Annotated in this window: 11 protein-coding genes; 5 read left to right on the top strand and 6 right to left on the bottom strand. The window is 59.3% G+C overall.

The genetic code is table 11. The features are described from left to right. Positions 1–303 precede the first annotated feature (303 nt). Both H8B14_RS10355 and H8B14_RS10350 read left to right on the top strand, forming a co-directional pair. Positions 304–753 (top strand): ankyrin repeat domain-containing protein, encoded by a 450-nt coding sequence (locus H8B14_RS10355; protein WP_187315563.1) that lies wholly within the window; start codon positions 304–306, stop codon positions 751–753. 218 nt (positions 754–971) lie between these two features. Continuing rightward, positions 972–1,208 carry a hypothetical protein gene (locus H8B14_RS10350; RefSeq protein WP_187315562.1) on the top strand — a complete coding sequence of 79 codons (237 nt, stop codon included), beginning with the start codon at positions 972–974 and terminating at the stop codon, positions 1,206–1,208. Between the two features lie 75 nt (positions 1,209–1,283). Here the strand turns inward: H8B14_RS10350 and H8B14_RS10345 are convergent, their stop codons facing one another. The 3 genes from H8B14_RS10345 to ygiD all read right to left on the bottom strand — a co-directional run bounded on the left by H8B14_RS10345 (position 1,284) and on the right by ygiD (position 7,875). Continuing rightward, positions 1,284–3,929 (bottom strand): MGH1-like glycoside hydrolase domain-containing protein, encoded by a 2,646-nt coding sequence (locus H8B14_RS10345; protein WP_187315561.1) that lies wholly within the window; start codon positions 3,927–3,929, stop codon positions 1,284–1,286. A gap of 418 nt (positions 3,930–4,347) precedes the next feature. Then, a complete protein-coding gene (locus H8B14_RS10340) occupies positions 4,348–6,804 on the bottom strand; it encodes a M1 family aminopeptidase (RefSeq protein ID WP_187315560.1) in 2,457 nt (818 codons plus the stop codon). Between the two features lie 237 nt (positions 6,805–7,041). After that, on the bottom strand, positions 7,042–7,875 hold the full coding sequence (gene ygiD, locus H8B14_RS10335) for a 4,5-DOPA-extradiol-dioxygenase (protein ID WP_187315559.1): 834 nt from the start codon (positions 7,873–7,875) through the stop codon (positions 7,042–7,044). Positions 7,876–8,345: 470 nt separating this feature from the next. Here ygiD and H8B14_RS10330 point away from each other — a divergent pair, with 470 nt between their 5' ends. The 3 genes from H8B14_RS10330 to H8B14_RS10320 all read left to right on the top strand — a co-directional run bounded on the left by H8B14_RS10330 (position 8,346) and on the right by H8B14_RS10320 (position 11,728). Beyond that, positions 8,346–9,518, top strand: a complete 1,173-nt coding sequence (locus H8B14_RS10330; protein WP_187315558.1) for an MFS transporter — start codon at positions 8,346–8,348, stop codon at positions 9,516–9,518. Between the two features lie 297 nt (positions 9,519–9,815). Continuing rightward, positions 9,816–10,973: an alpha/beta fold hydrolase gene (locus H8B14_RS10325; RefSeq protein WP_187315557.1), complete on the top strand. Its 1,158-nt coding sequence runs from the start codon at positions 9,816–9,818 to the stop codon at positions 10,971–10,973. 251 nt (positions 10,974–11,224) lie between these two features. Beyond that, the gene (locus H8B14_RS10320; RefSeq protein ID WP_187315556.1) at positions 11,225–11,728 is read left to right on the top strand and encodes a hypothetical protein; all 504 of its coding nucleotides are present in this window, start codon (positions 11,225–11,227) and stop codon (positions 11,726–11,728) included. A 218-nt stretch (positions 11,729–11,946) separates the two neighbouring features. Here H8B14_RS10320 and H8B14_RS10315 read toward each other — a convergent pair whose 3' ends face one another. From H8B14_RS10315 to H8B14_RS10305, 3 genes are read right to left on the bottom strand one after another with little or no spacing between them, the layout of a single operon-like run. Next, positions 11,947–14,181: a xanthine dehydrogenase family protein molybdopterin-binding subunit gene (locus H8B14_RS10315; protein WP_187315555.1), complete on the bottom strand. Its 2,235-nt coding sequence runs from the start codon at positions 14,179–14,181 to the stop codon at positions 11,947–11,949. After that, positions 14,178–15,200 (bottom strand): FAD binding domain-containing protein, encoded by a 1,023-nt coding sequence (locus H8B14_RS10310; RefSeq protein ID WP_187315554.1) that lies wholly within the window; start codon positions 15,198–15,200, stop codon positions 14,178–14,180. Before H8B14_RS10310 ends, H8B14_RS10315 begins: the two co-directional genes overlap by 4 nt. Next, positions 15,200–15,733: a (2Fe-2S)-binding protein gene (locus tag H8B14_RS10305; protein WP_187315553.1), complete on the bottom strand. Its 534-nt coding sequence runs from the start codon at positions 15,731–15,733 to the stop codon at positions 15,200–15,202. Before H8B14_RS10305 ends, H8B14_RS10310 begins: the two co-directional genes overlap by 1 nt. Positions 15,734–16,199: the final 466 nt, after the last annotated feature.

Genomic DNA, 16,199 nt, shown 5'->3' with positions numbered 1-16,199 from the left:
TATAGCTACTAAAAACTGTATTATCCTACGGTGGCCTTACTACTATATGCTCTTCAGCTCTCATCCTACTTTACTTTACTACAACCCCGGTAGCCCCAATAAATAGCACTCGTTTTCAAGTCATTACGCTACTATCTAGCAACTACAAGCGCATACCACGGCCAGAAAAACCAAGATCCAGGTACCTCAACAGGCTGCTAAGCCTTGGCTTTGGCACACATTTATTGTTAACTGATAATATAGATATTTCGATAAGCCAGCAGTATATTTGATAGCAACCAATCATTCAAAACGCCCTTCTATATGAAAAAAAGCTTGCTGCTTTTTGTCTTATTCCTGGCACTGCCTTTTTTCGCTAAAGCTCAGACTACTACTCAGAAAGTTTACGCTACTATAATCAAGAACCAGCCGGAAGCATTGCAGGCGCTATTGGCTGCCGGAGCTGATGCCAACGCGCCCGTGGAGATGGTGCCAGGTTTTCCAACCACGTTTTTGATTCTGGCGGCCAGCAAAGGCCAGCTGGAACTGGTTAGAATGCTGGTGGCGCATAAAGCCCAGATCGACAAAGCCGACTCTTTTAACTCCACGGCCCTGATGGCGGCGGCAGACCAGGGCAGTGCGGAGGTGGCGGCGTTTCTGCTAGCCAACGGTGCCAACCCCAACGCCAAAGACAACGACGGCAAAGACGTGCTGGCCCACGCCAGGGAAGGTGGTAGCGCCGACGTAATTAAACTGATTCACAAAGCAAAATAGCAGACACCAACTGCCCGTGAGCCTGCCGGCTAGGCAAGTATCTGGCCAGCAGGCTTTACGGGCACTTTTTCTGCCATTACCGGCCACTCACGCGCCCGATACGATAGTCAAGTGCAGGATACAATATTGCCCACAGTAGGCATATGAGAATTCTTTTACTTGAATGAAACTATCCAAGACCAATTTGCATTTGAGCCCGTGAACTTCACTTGGTTGAAATGCTTGATAAACAACTCACTAACGCCGGCTTTTTCGAAATAGCTTCTCCCGAAACGTCGCCGACTGGTGTTACGCTTATCCGGCCCGGCCGGCGCGAGTCGGTGCGGGTGTTTCTGCCCCACAACTCCACCGACGTGGAAGTGTACACGGGCTCCATCCGAAGTGGGCGGCTTGTGTACCAGGGCCCGGCCGAAACGGCTGCCCAGCTCACCCTTCTCACCGACCGAAGCAACTAACTTCTGCAGCCAGTATTAGTTTGCCACCAAAACAGCGGCTCATTTGCCGCTGTTTTGGTGATACATCTGGTAAGTTTAGTGGCCGCTGAGTTGCAGCAGGCGTACCACCAGGCCAGTCCAGCCGGTTTGGTGACTGGCGCCGAGGCCGTGGCCGGCGTCGCCATGGAAGTACTCGTGGAAGAGCAAATTGTCCTGGAAATGCGGGTCAGTTTGCAGTAGCTGATAATTGCCGAAGGCAGGGCGGCGGCCGTTTTCGTCTTTGAGCAGTAGCTTGGTGAGGCGGCCAGCCAGGGCCTCAGCTACCTGCTGCAGGTTGAGCAAGCTACCGGAGCCAGTCGGGTATTCTATTTTGAAATTGTCGCCGTAGTAGAAATAATAGCGCTGCAACGACTCGATGATGAGGTAGTTGATGGGCATCCAGAGGGGGCCGCGCCAGTTGCTGTTGCCCCCAAACATGCTGCTTTCAGCCTCGCCGGGCACGTACTGCACCGTGAAGTCGGTTTCGGGGGTGCTGTAGACGTAGGGGTGTTGCAAGTGATAGCGCGACATGGCCCGGATGCCGTAGTCGGACAGGAACTCGGTTTCGTCGAGCATGCGGGCGAGCAGCTTCTTGAGGCGCGGGCGGCGCAGCAAACCCAGCAAGTGGCGGGCGCCCTTGCCGGGTTCCTGCCAGCGGCTCACCAGCTGCGCCAGGTGGGGCCGGTGCCGAATCAGCCAGGTGGCGCGGGCCGTAAACTCGGGCAGCGCATCCAGAATATCCTGCTCCACCACTTCCACCGCAAACAGCGGAATCAGGCCCACAATGGAGCGCACTTTCAGCTTGGTGCGCACGCCGTCGGGGGTGTGGAGCACGTCGTAGTAGAAGCCGTCTTCTTCGTCCCAGAGGTTGAATTCGCCGTCGCCGCCGCGGGTCATGGCATCGGCAATGTAGAGGAAGTGCTCGAAGAATTTGCCCGCCATTTCCTGGTACACGCGGTTGGATTTGGCCAGCTCCATGGCCATGCGCATCATGTTCAACGCAAACATGGCCATCCAGCTGGTGCCGTCGCTCTGCTCGATGAAGCCGCCGGTGGGCAGCGGCGCACTCCTATCGAACACGCCGATGTTGTCGAGGCCCAGGAAGCCGCCCTCAAAGATGTTTCGCTCGCTCTTGTCTTTGCGGTTCACCCACCACGCAAAGTTCAGGGCCAGCTTATGGAACATGCCCTCCAGAAAAACCGTGTCGCCGAGGCCATGGTGGAGCTTTTTGTCCATCTGGTACACGCGCCAGGTGGCCCAGGCGTGCACGGGCGGGTTCACGTCGGAGAAATTCCACTCGTAGGCCGGCAGCTGGCCGTTGGGGTGCATGTACCGGTCTTTGGTGAACAGGCGCAGCTGCTCTTTCGCAAACTCGGTATCCACCATGGCCAGCGGGATGCAGTGGAAGGCCAAATCCCAGGCCGCATACCACGGATACTCCCACTTATCGGGCATTGAAATGATGTCGGCGTTGTAGAGGTGGTGCCAAGTGCTGTTACGGCCGGCGCGGCGGCTGACGGGCGCCTTGCTTACGGCCGGGTCGCCTTTCAGCCACTGGCTCACATCGTAGTAGTAGAACTGCTTGCTCCAGAGCATGCCCGCAAACGCCTGCCGCTGCACGTTGCGCACGTCGGCATCGGCGGGCAGGCTTTCCTGAATGCAGTTGTAGAAGTCGTCGGCCTCGGTCTGGCGCAAGTAGAACTGGTGGTCGAAATCGGCGAACGGCGCGTCCTGCCAGGGCTGGCTGAGGCGCAGGCGTACGGTGCGGGCCTCACCGGCCGGCACGCTCAGCTGGTAGTGGGCGGCTACCTTGGTGCCTTCCTGCTCCGCGCTGATGGCCTCGGTAGTACCGTATACCACGTAGTCGTTGATGCCGTCTTTGAAGTGGCGGCCCTCGGCGGGCAGGTCGTAGAGGCGGGCGCCGTTGGTGTCGTTTTCGCAGAACAGCAGCTGGGGCGGCTCGGCGCTGCCCTGCGGCTCGCAGTAGAGGTGGTAGTGGCCCAGGTCGGGGTGCTGGGCGTGCACCGCCCCGGGCTGCGACTGGCGCATGATGGGCCGCGTGGCCTTGTGGTCCCAACTCCAGGTGTTGCGAAACCAGAGCTGGGGCAGCAGCTGTACGCTGGCTTTCTTGGGGCCGCGGTTGTGCACCGTCAGCTTGATGAGCACGTCCTCGGGGCCGGCCTTGGCGTACTCCACGTACACGTCGAAGTAGCGGCTCTGGTCGAAGATACCGGTGTCGAGCAGCTCGTATTCGGGCTCCAGGCGGGTGCGGCGGCTGTTTTCGCGCACCAGCTTGCTGTACGGGAACTTGCGCTGCGGATACTTGTAGAGCATCCGCATGTAGGAGTGCGTGGGCGTGCTGTCGAGGTAGTAGTATTGCTCTTTCACGTCCTCGCCGTGGTTGCCCTGGCCGTTGGTAAGGCCGAACAGGCGCTCCTTGAGCATCTCGTCTTTGCCGTTCCAAAGGGCCACCGCAAAGCACAGCAGCTGCCGGTCGTCGCTGATGCCGCCGATGCCTTCTTCTCCCCAGCGGTAGGCCTTGCTGCGGGCCATGTCGTGGGTGATGTAGTCCCAGGCATTGCCCTCGGCCGAGTAATCTTCGCGCACCGTGCCCCACTGGCGCTCAGTAAGGTAGGGGCCGAACTTCTTCCACGGGGCGCGCTGGGCGTTGGCCGCTGCTAAGCGTAATTGTTCCTGCGTCATAAACTTCAAGCTCAGGCCTCACTTAATATACGATTCTTCGCATATACAGTAAAGCCTCCGGTTGGGGTGCGCCGGGTGGCGCCCGCCAAAGGTCGGGCCATTTCCGGTAGGGCGGCCCCGCGCCTCAGCCGGGTGAAGGTCAGACGTACTGGTTTATTGAAGTCAAGGTTACTGTCGGGCTGGAAGTTGCGGGATTTCAGCAAACACCAAAATCGGCTGCTATTCCTGCTGATTTGCGCAGCTGTATTTCCCAACGGGCCCTTCTTGTACTCCTGCAATCGGTTGCATTCGGCCACTTGTAGCTTTCCCCCGAATGGTTGACGGACGGACTTCGGTTGCACATTAGCTGATTGCAGAATACATCCAGATGCCGAAATAGTGTGCAGGCACGAAAAGTCACGCCTGCACACTTTTTTATCTACTTCGCCGCCTCAATTTCCGCTACGGCAGCAGTTACCTGCTGCGCTACCAATGCCGCGTTGGGCCGCCTGGCTTGCTGCACCTCTATCTGCCGGAGTAGGCCAATGAGGCGGGGAGCATCCACGTAGGGCTTAAAGCGCACTGTGAGGTTTTTGATGCGGGTGATGCCTTCAGTGAGGGCCGTGGGGTCGTCGAGGCGGCCCAGGATGTCGAAGATGCCAGACAACATCTCAAACTGGCCGTTTGGCTCTGCGGCGTCATACTTAGCACGAATCTGGGGCCATTCGGCGGCGCTGCCCGCCTTGCCATATACCTCCACCAGTGCCACGGTCAGGGCGCCTTTGTTGTCGGCTTCGAAGGCTTTGGCGCGCGCCAGCGCCTGTGCGGGCTGCAGCGGCAGCAACCCGCGCAGCGCGGCTCCCTGCACCCGATACGAGGGGTTGGCCAGCGCCTGCTCGAACACTTTCGTGTACCGCTTTTCCTGCAGGGTGCCCAGTGCCGTGAGAGCCACCGCGCGCACCTGTCCCACCGTGTCGGTGGCGGCCAGCCGGGCCAGGACAGGCGCGGCCGCCTTGCGCAGGGCGGCGTTTTTCAGATCGAGTGCTTCAATAGCGAAAACCCGCAGAAACGGCGACGTATCGGTGAGGCCAGCCAGCAGGGTTTGCCGGGCCAGCGCCTCGTTGGGCTGGGTTTGGGCGGCGGCCAGGGCTTCGCGCCGGTCCATGTAGTGCGGGGCGTGGCGGTACTGGTAGGCAAATTCCGTGAGCGGCTTGTTGTCGGTTTTCTGCCACAGCAGCACCTTTTCGGCGTCCACGTTTACCAGCTCCGGCTTGCTGGCCGCCGGGAAGCGGAAGGTTTCGGTGGCTTGGCGCAGCATCACTTGGTGGCGCTGGGGCTTGCCGTTCAAGTACACATCCACGGCAATGGGAAGCTGAAACACCTGGCCGGCCTGGGTTTGCTTGATGGTCACGGCTTGCTCCCGGCGGGTGGCATCGTAGGCGTAGTCAATCGTGACGACCGGGTGCCCGGCAGTGTAGTACCACTGGTTGAAAAACCAGTTCAGATCCTGCCCCGAGGCTGCCTCCAGCGCCAGCCGCAGCTGGTGCGGCTCCCCGGTGCCAAAGGCATTCTGGGTCAAGTAAGTTTTCAGGCCGCTGAAGAATACAGCCTCTCCCAAGTAGCTGCGCAGCATGTTCAGGATGCTGCCGCCCTTCTGGTACGTTACGTTGTCGAACAGGTCTTCCTTGTCGGCGTACTGAAAGCGCACCAGCGGCACCGTGTAGTTGGCGGGGTTGCCCAGGTAGGTGCGGCGGCTGCGGTAGGCCTGGGCCGCGCCAGCGTCGGGGCCGTAGGCGTGCTCGGCCCAGAGCACCTCCGAAAAGTTGGCGAAGCTCTCATTTACGGTCAGGTTGCTCCAGCTTTCGGCCGTCACGTAGTCGCCGAACCACTGGTGAAACAGCTCATGCGCAATTTCCCGCTCCACGCCGGCGTACTCCCAGTCGAGCAGCTCGCGGGCCGAGCCCTGGGCCTGGGGCCCAAACAGCGAAGCCGACGTGTTTTCCATGGCCCCGGCCACGTAGTCGCGCACCACCACCTGGGCATACTTGTTCCACGGAAAGTCCACGCCGAGGCGCTCGGAAAAGAACTCTAGCATGCGCGGCGTTTTGCCAAAAATGGTGCGCGCCTGGGCGGTGTATTGCGGCTCCAGGTAGTAGCTCACTTCCTTGCCGCGCCAAGTATCGGTGGTTTTGCGGAAGTCGCCCACTGCCAGCATGAACAAATAAGGTGCGTGGGGCTGGTCCATCTTCCAGGTGTCGGTGCGCAGGCCGGGGCCGGCGGGCGTCTGGCTGACGAGAGAACCATTGCTGAGCGTGACGTACTTGCTGGGCACCGTCAACCTGATTTCCGAGGTGGTTTTCTGGTTGGGCCTATCGATGGTCGGAAACCAGGCTGAGCTGCCTTCCGTCTCGCCCTGGGTCCAGATCTGCACCGGCTTGCCGGCCACGGCACTGTCGGGGTTGATGAAGTATAGGCCCTTAGCGCCGCCAATGGCGGCGCTACCTTTGATGTCCAGCTCGTCGGGCTTGGCCGTGTACTCTACATAGATGGTGTACGCCTCTCCGGCCGGCACCATGCGCCCCAACTGAATCAGCAGTTTGCGCTGGTTGTAGGTGTACTTGAGCGGCTGCGGCACATCGTTCCGCACCAGACTTACGGCCTTAATATCCATACCCTTGGCATCCAGCCGCAGAGAATCGGTGGCGTAGCTGTGGGGTTTCAGCGTCACCCATTCCCTGCCGTAAGCATAGCGCTTGGCGTAGTCGAAACGTAAGTCCAGCCGGGTATGCACCAGGTCGTTGACTTTACGCTCGGTGGCACGGTAGGTAGTGGCGGGAGTCTGGGCGGCGGCGGCGGCCGCAGTCAGGCTGATAGTCAGTAGAAGGATATGGCGCATAGAGGGCACAAGGTAGAGGCTTGCGCTCCGATAGATGCCAGCCGAAGGGCGGAAGTTGCCTGATGCCCTAAGGAACCCCAACTACCGCTTGTCACGCTGAGCTTGCCAAAGCATTTCTACCACTTCGTTGCAGCCGTAATTCAACGAAACAGTAGCGATGCTTCGACTTCGCCTCTGGCTTCGCTCAGCATGACGGATAGTAGAATGATATGAGCTGAATAAAGCCAACCTGGCCTACTACCCTACCACAAACGTGCGCATGCTCAGGCCACCGTATTCTACGGCTTCGTAGGCGTGGCGAATATCGTCGTCGGGTTCGGCCAATGCCAAGCTGTAGAGCAGCGGGATGTAGTGGTCGGGGGTGGGCACGGCCAGGGGGCCGCTAGCGCCGGCCTGCTGGAAATGGGCCAGCGCGTGCAGGTCGCGCTGGTTGATTTTGGCTTTCGCCCACTCGTCGAACTCCGCGGCCCAGGCGTAGGGCGTGGGGTCGCCCTGCATAAGCTTGGGCATGCTCTGGCGCAGGTTGTGCACGATGTTGCCGCTGCCCACAATCAGCACGCCCCGGCGGCGCAGAAACTGCAGCTGTCGGGCCAGCCCGGCGTGGTAGTTCAGGGGCTGGTGGTAGTCAATGCTGAGCTGGAACACCGGAATGTCGGCCTCAGGGAAGATGTGGTGCAGCACCGTCCAGGTGCCGTGGTCGAGGCCCCACTCGTCGGTGGGGTGGGCGTCGGGCAGGGCCTGCAGCACCTCTTGGGCCACATCGGGCGCGCCGGGCGCGGGGTACTGCATGGCAAATAGCTCTTCAGGGAAGCCACCAAAGTCGTGGATGGTTTCAGGCCGCTCGTTTATGGCTACGAAGGTGCCGCGCGTGAGCCAGTGCGCCGACACCACCAGCACGGCCCGCGGCGGCTGCCGGTTGCGAATATCTAGTCCCAGCCGATGTAGTGTTTGGGTGAACGGGTTGTCGGCCAGCGCGTTCATCGGAGAGCCGTGCCCCACGAACAGCACGGGCATTTTGGCGGTGGTCTGGAAGCTGCTGGCGGTTTTGTGGAGGTCTTGCAGGGAGTTCATGGAAGCTAAATGAGGACGTTATCGGAAGGTGGAGACGCGACCCTTCGCGTCGCGTCGTTGAACGGTCGGCACTGCATCAGGTACACCCCGTTTGGTAAACAACGTCAGCAATGCCGAGACGCGAAGGGTTGCGCCCCGGCATTGCTGACGTTGGGTCAGTTCGTTCGAACGTCATGCTGAGCCTGTCGAAGCATCTCTACTGCTTCGTTGGATTACCCTTGCAACGAAGCGGTAGAGATGCTTCGACAGGCTCAGCATGACACTCTATCAACATAATATTCTCTCAGCATGACGCTCTATCAACATAACATTCTATCAGCAGGATGCGCTAGACTGCTTCCATAACTCAAAGGTACCCAGCCCAACACTTCGGGGCCATGATGTTAGGTAAGAAACGCGGCGGTGAAGCCAGTCGGCTGATTTGGGTACTTTCGCGTCTCTCTCGCCTGCCTCTCTCCCACCCGATTCGCATGTCCCGTATTCTTCCCACCATTGTGGGGGCGCAGTTTTGCTGCACCTCGCTGTGGTTTGCCGGCAATGCCGTAGCGCCCGAGCTGGCGGCGCGGTTTCAGCTGCCGGCCGGCTTTGTGGCCTCGCTCACCAGCGCCGTGCAGCTGGGCTTTATCAGCGGCACCCTGCTCTTTGCGTTGCTCGCTCTGGCCGACCGTTTTTCTCCTTCGCGGGTGTTTTTTGTGAGTGCGCTGGCCGCGGCCACGGCCAACCTGGGCGTGCACCTGAACGGCCTCGGGGCCGAAGGGCTGCTGGCCTGCCGCTTCCTGACGGGCTTTTTCCTGGCCGGCATCTACCCGGTGGGCATGAAAATAGCGGCCGACTACTACCAGGAAGGGCTGGGTCGCTCGTTGGGGTGGCTGGTGGGGGCGCTGGTGCTGGGCACGGCGTTTCCGCACCTGCTGCGCAGCCTCACGGGCCAGCTGCCGTGGTACTATGTCACAGGGGCTACCTCCACGCTGACGGTGCTGGGCGGGGTGACTATGCTCCTACTCGTACCCAATGGGCCCTACCGTCGGCCTGGGCAGCGGCCCCGCTTTACGGCGTTTCTGGCGGGGTTCCGGCAGCCGGAGTTTCGGGCGGCGGCATTTGGCTACTTTGGGCACATGTGGGAGCTGTACGCATTTTGGGCGTTTGTACCGGTGGTGCTGGCTGGCTTTCAGGCGCGGCACCCGACGTCGGCGCTGCCGGTGCCGCTGCTTTCGTTCGGCATCATTGGCGGGGGCAGCCTGGCCTGCGTGGGCGCAGGGCTGCTGGCCCGCCGACTGGGTCCTACGCAGGTAGCCACCACGGCGCTGGCGCTGTCGGGGGCGTGTTGCCTGGCTTCGGGGCTGGTGCTGGGCGGGGGCTCGGTGGTGGGGCTGGTGGCGTTTCTGGCGTTCTGGGGGCTGGTAGTGGTGGCTGATTCGCCCATGTTCTCCACCCTGGTGGCCCGGCACGCTCCCGCCGAATCACGCGGCGCGGCCCTGACCATCGTCAACTGCCTGGGGTTTGCCCTCACCATCGGCAGCGTGCAGCTCACCGGCTGGCTGGCCCCGCGCCTGCCGCCTCCGCTGCTGCTGCTGCCCCTGGCCATCGGCCCGGCGCTGGGGCTGTGGGCGCTGTGGCGCGGGCGGCGGACGAAAGAGGTATAATAGCCGCTACTAGCTTGGTGTGGGTACAGGATTAGCACTCCGCAAATCGGTTGCTTATTTCGCCCTCCAAACCAAGCCCAACTGCAGCAATGCCTTCGGGAGCCTGGGACATTGAAAGAGGCTCCTTGACGACGATTCTTGCCAAGTATTCTGGTTGTGTTTCGAAGCTGCTGTCGCTGGTGGGCACTACTATTTTGGCTGGCGGCGGATTGCCGGGTATGTTGCTTGCAACCGGACGCCGCCAGATGCTATCCATAGACTTGCTATTAACTCCATTTCACTTCTCACATTTACCTCATGAAGCTATTACGCATCATCTTGTTTATCAGCGCTATTTTATCATTTACCCAAGGTGCTTACGCGCAAACCCTTGATACCTTAGTGGATGTCGGCGGCTACCGGCTGCATTTCATTATCACCAAGGGCCAGGGCGTGCCGATTGTGTTTGAGGCGGGCGGCGGCGACGATGCCCGGGTGTGGCAGGAGCTGCTGCAACCGCTAGCCACCATCACCGGGGCCCCGCTCATCACCTACGACCGGGCCGGGTTTGGCAAAAGTGAAACCAACACCCGCGAGCTAAACGATGCCAAACACGGGGTGCTGGAAGGCGTAATGGCCCTGGAAACCGGCCTCAAAAAGCTGGGCTACGGTAAGCAGCTGATGCTGGTGGCTCACTCCTACGGCGGCTTTTACAGCACGCTCTACGCCGCCCGAAACCCCGCCGCCGTGAAATCGGTGGTGTTGCTGGATGCCATGACGGCCTGCTACACCACCGATGAGTTTCTGGCTGGTATGATGCGCGATATGCAGGCCGATATTGCCAAAAACAAAACCGAGCACCGGGGCCGCTACTACCAAACCAGCAACTACCCTGCTACTGTGGCGTTGCTCCGCAAAACGCCGTTTCCCGCCACCATTCCTGTTATCGACCTGGTAGCTGAGCAGCCTTTTTCGCCGATAGCGGCCGATGCGGCGCGCTGGAAAGCGTGCCATCAGCAGTTTGTGGCGGCGCAGCCCAACCGCGAAGGCATTACAGCTTACGGCAGCGGCCACTACATTTTTGCCGATAACCCGGCGCTGGTAGTCAGTGCCATTGCGCAAGGCTACACCCGTATTCCCGGCCAAGAGAAAAACCTGGGGTTGCTGCAGCGCAGCCAGCGGTACGCCGTAGCTGCTACCAACGACCTCAAAAAGCGCGAAATCACCTACCGCCACTCGGAAAGCGACCTGAACAGCTGGGGCTACACCCTGCTGCGCCAAGGCAACCAGCAGCAGGCGCTGGAAGTGTTCAAGCTCAACACCACCCTGCACCCCGAAAGCGGCAACGCCTTCGACAGCTTGGCCGAAGCCTATCTGGTTTCGGGTAACAAGCAGCTAGCCGCCACCAACTACAAAAAATCATTGGAGTTGAACCCGCAGAATACCAACGCCGCCGAGATGCTTAAGAAGCTCTAGCCATAGTTACTACCTCAGAACGAACAGCGGCGCGGCCCTGACCATCGTCAACTGCCTGGGGTTTGCCCTCACCATCGGCAGCGTGCAGCTCACCGGCTGGCTGGCCCCGCGCCTGCCGCCTCAGCTGCTGTTGCTGCCCCTGGCCCTCGGCCCGGCGCTGGGGCTGTGGGCGTTGTGGCGGGGAAGGCGGGTGGTGCAGTAGGGAGTTTAGCTTATATTGCCTGCGGTAGAATTATAACCGCAACTTGGACGTGTTATCCACTTTCGGCAACAGGAATGTTACCATCAATTCAAAAAATATGAATGCATATATATATGTATTAGCAAACAACCGAAAAAAAGAGAATGTGTTAAAAGCACTTGATAAGTACCTACTGAACAGGAGCTATCAGCTGGGTAAGCAAGATGGGCAATTTGAATTTTGGAATGACTCAAACCAGGCAGAGAATCAACCATCAATATTTTTTAAATCAGAATCCGATTTATTTAATTTTTTGGATAGTCAAAATAAAATTCTCTTTCGACCAAGTTTTCGTTCGACAACTGAATCTGAATTTAGAGCATTAACTCTTTACTACTTTGAAGACAATAGTTTGGTTTTCGGATTAAATATGTACCAAGACTCAATCAAGGAGGAACTGGTTCTAAGTGAATTAAAAGAATTATTGGAAAGTGAATATGGATATATTGCTTACCATGTTCCACCTGCTTATGGGAAAGAAGCTTTTATAAAACAATGCAAGAATTTGAAATAGATTAAAAAGAAAAAACTGGCAACAATAAATACACGTAATGCGGGGCAAATCTGTAAATTTTAACTTAGTGCAATTAATAAACAAAGTGGCGGTTTGATAGTAAAGCACCTTAAAATCCCGCACTACGCATATTCGAGCAGTTAAATAGTCCCACACAAAAAAACCGCCCCGCAACCTCACGGTTACGGGGCGGTTTGCGTTACAGCAAGCGGCGGCGGTTACAGCAGCTTGTCAATCATTACGGGTAAGTCGCGGACGCGCTTGCCGGTGGCGTGGTACACGGCGTTGGCCACGGCGGCGGCCACGCCCAGCATGCCCACTTCCCCGATGCCCTTCACGCCCAGCGGGTTCACGATGTCGTCTTCCTCCTCCACAAACAGCACGTCGATGTCGTGGATGTCGGCGTTGACGGGCACGTGGTACTCGGCGAAGTTGTGGTTCATGTAGCGGCCGAACTTGTGGTCCATCACCGTTTCCTCCATCAGGGCCATGCTGATGCCCCACACCACCGAGCCCAATACCTGGGAGCGGGCAGTTTTGAGGTTGAGGATGCGGCCGGCGGCCACGGCATTCACCACCCGTGTTACGTGCACGGTGCCCAACTCCTCGTCTACCTTCACCTCCGCAAACACGATGTTATGGGAGTGCAGGGAATAGCCGTTCTGCTTGACCATGTTGGGCATGGCCGAGCTGTCGGCTTCCACCTTGGTTTCGCCGCTGGCCTGCAGCACGTCGCGTAGCACCACCGACTGGCTGGCGTCGGTGCGCAGCCGGATTTGGCCGCTCACAAACTCCACGTCTTCCAGCTTGGCGCCTTTCAGGGGCGAGTCGTCCATTTTCTGAGCCAGCTTAAGCAGCTTTTCGCCTAGGGCTTCGCAGGTGTTCTTCACAGCGGTACCCACCGAGGCGGCCGTCCAGGACCCACCTTGCAGCGGGGCTTCGGGCAGGTCGGTGTCGCCGAGCTTGAAGGTCACGGCCTCAATGGGCAAGCCCAGTGTTTCGGCCGCAATCTGCGTCATGATGGTGTAGGTGCCGGTGCCGTTTTCTCCCGAGGCGCTGGATACCGTCAGGTGCCCGTCGGCGGTGATGCTGGCTTTGGCCGCCGACTTCTGCTGGGTAGCATCCCAGACGCCGCCACCAACACCCCAGCCCACCAGCTTGCCGTCTTTGTCGCGCATGGAGCGCGGGGCCTGGGTACGCTTCTCCCAGCCGAACTTGGCGGCGCCCTGGTGGTAACAGTCGCGCAGCTTTTTGCTGCTAAAGGGCTTATCCAGGTTCTGGTCCCGCTCGGCGTAGTTGCGCAAACGGAATTCCAGCGGGTCGAGGCCGGCCTCGTAGGCCATTTCGTCCATGGCAATTTCCAGCCCGATAGAGCCGGTAGCGGCGCCAGGCGCGCGCATGTCCAGGGGCGTGTAGGTGTCGAGCTTGGCAATCTGGTAGCCCAGCTTCACGTTCTCGCACTGGTAGAGCATGCCACTCCAGTTCACCACGTTTTCGGTGTAATCCTCGAACTGCGAGGTTTCGTGGAGGGCGTGGTGCTGTAGGGCAGCCAGGGTGCCATCAGAGTTGGTGGCCAGCTTAAGGTACTGTAGCGTGTGGGGTCGGTGGCCGAAGCTGAACATCTGCTGGCGCGTGAGCGTCACGCGCACCGAGCGTTTCAGCTCCAGCGCCGCTAGTACGGCCAGAAATACCGAGTACTGCGGCCGCAAGCCGGCGCCGAAGCCACCACCCAGAAACTCGTTTACCACGCGGCAGTCGTCCTTCTTCAACCCGAAGATTTTGGTGAGGTAGTCCTGCACATTGAAAACGCCCTGGGTTTTGTCGTAGGCCGTGATTTTGTTGTCGCCGCGCCACTCCACGGTGGTCGAAAACAGCTCCATGGGGTTGTGGTGCTGGGCGCCGTGCACATACTCGGCCTCCATGCGGTGCGGGGCTTCTTCCCAAGCTTTGTCGGGGTTGCCACGGGGCGGTGGCGGCGGCATGTAGCCGGTTTTGCCACGGCCAGGCTCAAAGCCTTCGTCGCGCTTGGTTTCGAGGTTGGTATCGTGTTTTTCTTCCTGATACTCGATGCGCAGCAAAGAAGCGGCATAACGGGCCACCTCGAAGTTTTCGGCTACAATCAGCGCTACCGGCTGTTGACTGAACTTGATTTCGGCGTCGTGCAGCGGCCGGAAGGGCGAGCCGCCGGGCGCCACTTGGTCTTTGTAGCTCCTGTCGAACCAGGCCAACGACGGCACGTTTTCGTGAGAGAAAATCTGGAGCACGCCGGGCAGCGCCAGCACCTCATCGGCGTGGATTTTAGTGATTTTGCCTTTGGCAATCGGGCTGCTCACCACCCAGCCATACGTCAGGTTGGGCAAGTTGAACTCGGCCGCGTACTTAGCCGCGCCGGTTACTTTCGCCGGACCATCAACGCGGCTGGTGGGCTTGCCAATATGGTTGGTCGTGCTCATGGATTCGAGTTTAGAAAGACGTCGGATGCGGTTTGCGAGCCTTCGGCGGCTTGCTTGAGGGCGCGCACAATGGCGCGGCGGGCCAGCTCCACCTTGAAGTCGTTGGAGCCGTGGCCTTTCGCGTTTTCCAGCACTTTCGCGGCTACGCGGGCAAAGGTTTCTGCTGTAGCAGGCTGGCCTTTCAGCAGCTTTTCGGCTTCCTGGTCGCGCCAGGGCTTGTGGGCCACGCCGCCCAGCGCCAGGCGGGCGTCCGTGATGGTGTTGCCATCCAGCTCCAGCGCCGCCGCCACCGATATTAGGGCAAAGGCGTAGCTGCTTCGGTCGCGCAGCTTGAGGTAGCTGAAGTTCTTCTCAAAGCCCTTGGCCGGCAAATCCAGGCTGACAATCAACTCGCCAGGCTCCAGGGTGTTGTCCTTTTCGGGCTGGTTGCCGGGCAGGCGGTGGAAGTCGTCGAAGGCAATGCTCCGCTCGCCGTTAGGCCCGCTCACGCGCACCGTAGGGGCCAGGGCTGCCAGGGCCACGCACATATCACTTGGGTGCGTGGCAATGCAGGCTTCGCTGGTGCCCAGGATGCCGCACACGCGGTTGTAGCCGCCAATGGCCGAGCAGCCCGAGCCGGGTTCCCGCTTGTTGCAGGGCGTGGCCAGATCATAGAAGTAGTAGCAGCGGGTGCGCTGCATCAGGTTGCCACCGTTGGTGGCGGCATTGCGTAGCTGCGGCGAGGCCCCGGCCAGAATGGCCTGGTTGAGCAGCGGATAGCGTTTTTTCACGTCCTCGTTCCAGGCCGTGTCGGCGTTGGTGGCAGTAGCGCCCAAACGCAGTCCACCGTCGGGCAGAGTGTTAATATCGGCCAGAGGCAGCTTGCCAACGCTGACCAGGTGCGTGGGGCGTTCCACGTTTTCCTTCATCAAATCGATGAGGTTGGTGCCGCCCCCCAGATAAGCAGACTGGCTATGCCCGGCTTTGTCGCGCACGGCGTCCTCGACGGCCGTTGCGCGGTGGTAGGTGAAACTGTTCATTATTGCTTCGCAGATTGAGTGTCTACCACTTCCTTCACGGCATTCAGAATGCCCACGTAAGCCCCACACCGGCAGACGTTGCCACTCATGTGCTCCCGAATTTCAGCTTCCGTGTGGGCGCGGCCTTCGTTGATGAGGCCCTGGGCCGAGCAGATCTGGCCGGGCGTGCAGTAGCCGCACTGGAAAGCATCGTGGTCGACAAAAGCCTGCTGCAGCGGGTGCAGGTTTTCCTGAGTGCCCAGGCCTTCGATGGTGGTGATTTCCTCGCCTTCGTGCATCACGGCCAGCGAAAGGCAGCTATTGATGCGTTTGCCATCTACCAGCACGGTGCAGGCACCGCACTGGCCATGGTCGCAGCCTTTTTTGGTGCCGGTGAGGTGCAGATACTCGCGCAGGGCGTCGAGCAGAGTGGTCCAGGGAGCAATCTGAAGGGTATGCTGCTGGCCATTGATGGAAAGATGAACCGAGCTAGTGGGCGGCGGCGCGGCCACCTCGCCAGCGGTGGCTGCTGAGTTGGTAGGTTGCTGAGTCATAAGGGAAAATATAGGTGATGAAGCGGCTGCCGGAGCTACAGAAGCACACTGTTGGGCTTACGCGCTTCCGATGATTTGCGTTATACTTTCATCCCTATTTAGCCCTTTCATAATCCTATATTCAGCAAGCACCCGCGCTGAACAGCCGGATTACGACTGGTTTATCAACTATGCAGATTCATTCTAAATTTCAGCAATAGTCTACCTGACTCTTTGGATTGCCCTGCTTCTGGCTTTCGTAATATTCCCCAAAACATAACCTGTAGCCAATGCCGGCTATTTCAGCGTCTGGCTGCACCACAACTTACTTCGCTCCCCACACATGCAACTCAGCAGTGCAGGGCTGATACTTTAACAAGTGTGTGGCGCAGTCCACTCTGCACACTCAGGCTCCCTAAACATAAGCTTATCCTAAAAGCCGCTGCCAAGGCATCAGGCCTAAAAAACCGGATGCTGGCCTGCCAAG

This window comes from Hymenobacter puniceus (assembly GCF_014333525.1).
Taxonomy (GTDB): domain Bacteria; phylum Bacteroidota; class Bacteroidia; order Cytophagales; family Hymenobacteraceae; genus Hymenobacter.
Note: the sequence above shows the minus strand (reverse complement) of the source record. Positions and strands in the feature narration are given on the sequence as shown.

Excerpts from the sequence above, each read along its gene's own strand:
- H8B14_RS10355 (WP_187315563.1), top strand. The coding sequence starts at position 304 with ATGAAAAAAAGCTTGCTGCTTTTTGTCTTATTCCTGGCACTGCCTTTT.
- H8B14_RS10350 (WP_187315562.1), top strand. The coding sequence starts at position 972 with ATGCTTGATAAACAACTCACTAACGCCGGCTTTTTCGAAATAGCTTCT.
- H8B14_RS10345 (WP_187315561.1), bottom strand. The coding sequence starts at position 3,929 with ATGACGCAGGAACAATTACGCTTAGCAGCGGCCAACGCCCAGCGCGCC.
- H8B14_RS10340 (WP_187315560.1), bottom strand. The coding sequence starts at position 6,804 with ATGCGCCATATCCTTCTACTGACTATCAGCCTGACTGCGGCCGCCGCC.
- ygiD (WP_187315559.1), bottom strand. The coding sequence starts at position 7,875 with ATGAACTCCCTGCAAGACCTCCACAAAACCGCCAGCAGCTTCCAGACC.
- H8B14_RS10330 (WP_187315558.1), top strand. The coding sequence starts at position 8,346 with ATGTCCCGTATTCTTCCCACCATTGTGGGGGCGCAGTTTTGCTGCACC.
- H8B14_RS10325 (WP_187315557.1), top strand. The coding sequence starts at position 9,816 with ATGAAGCTATTACGCATCATCTTGTTTATCAGCGCTATTTTATCATTT.
- H8B14_RS10315 (WP_187315555.1), bottom strand. The coding sequence starts at position 14,181 with ATGAGCACGACCAACCATATTGGCAAGCCCACCAGCCGCGTTGATGGT.
- H8B14_RS10310 (WP_187315554.1), bottom strand. The coding sequence starts at position 15,200 with ATGAACAGTTTCACCTACCACCGCGCAACGGCCGTCGAGGACGCCGTG.
- H8B14_RS10305 (WP_187315553.1), bottom strand. The coding sequence starts at position 15,733 with ATGACTCAGCAACCTACCAACTCAGCAGCCACCGCTGGCGAGGTGGCC.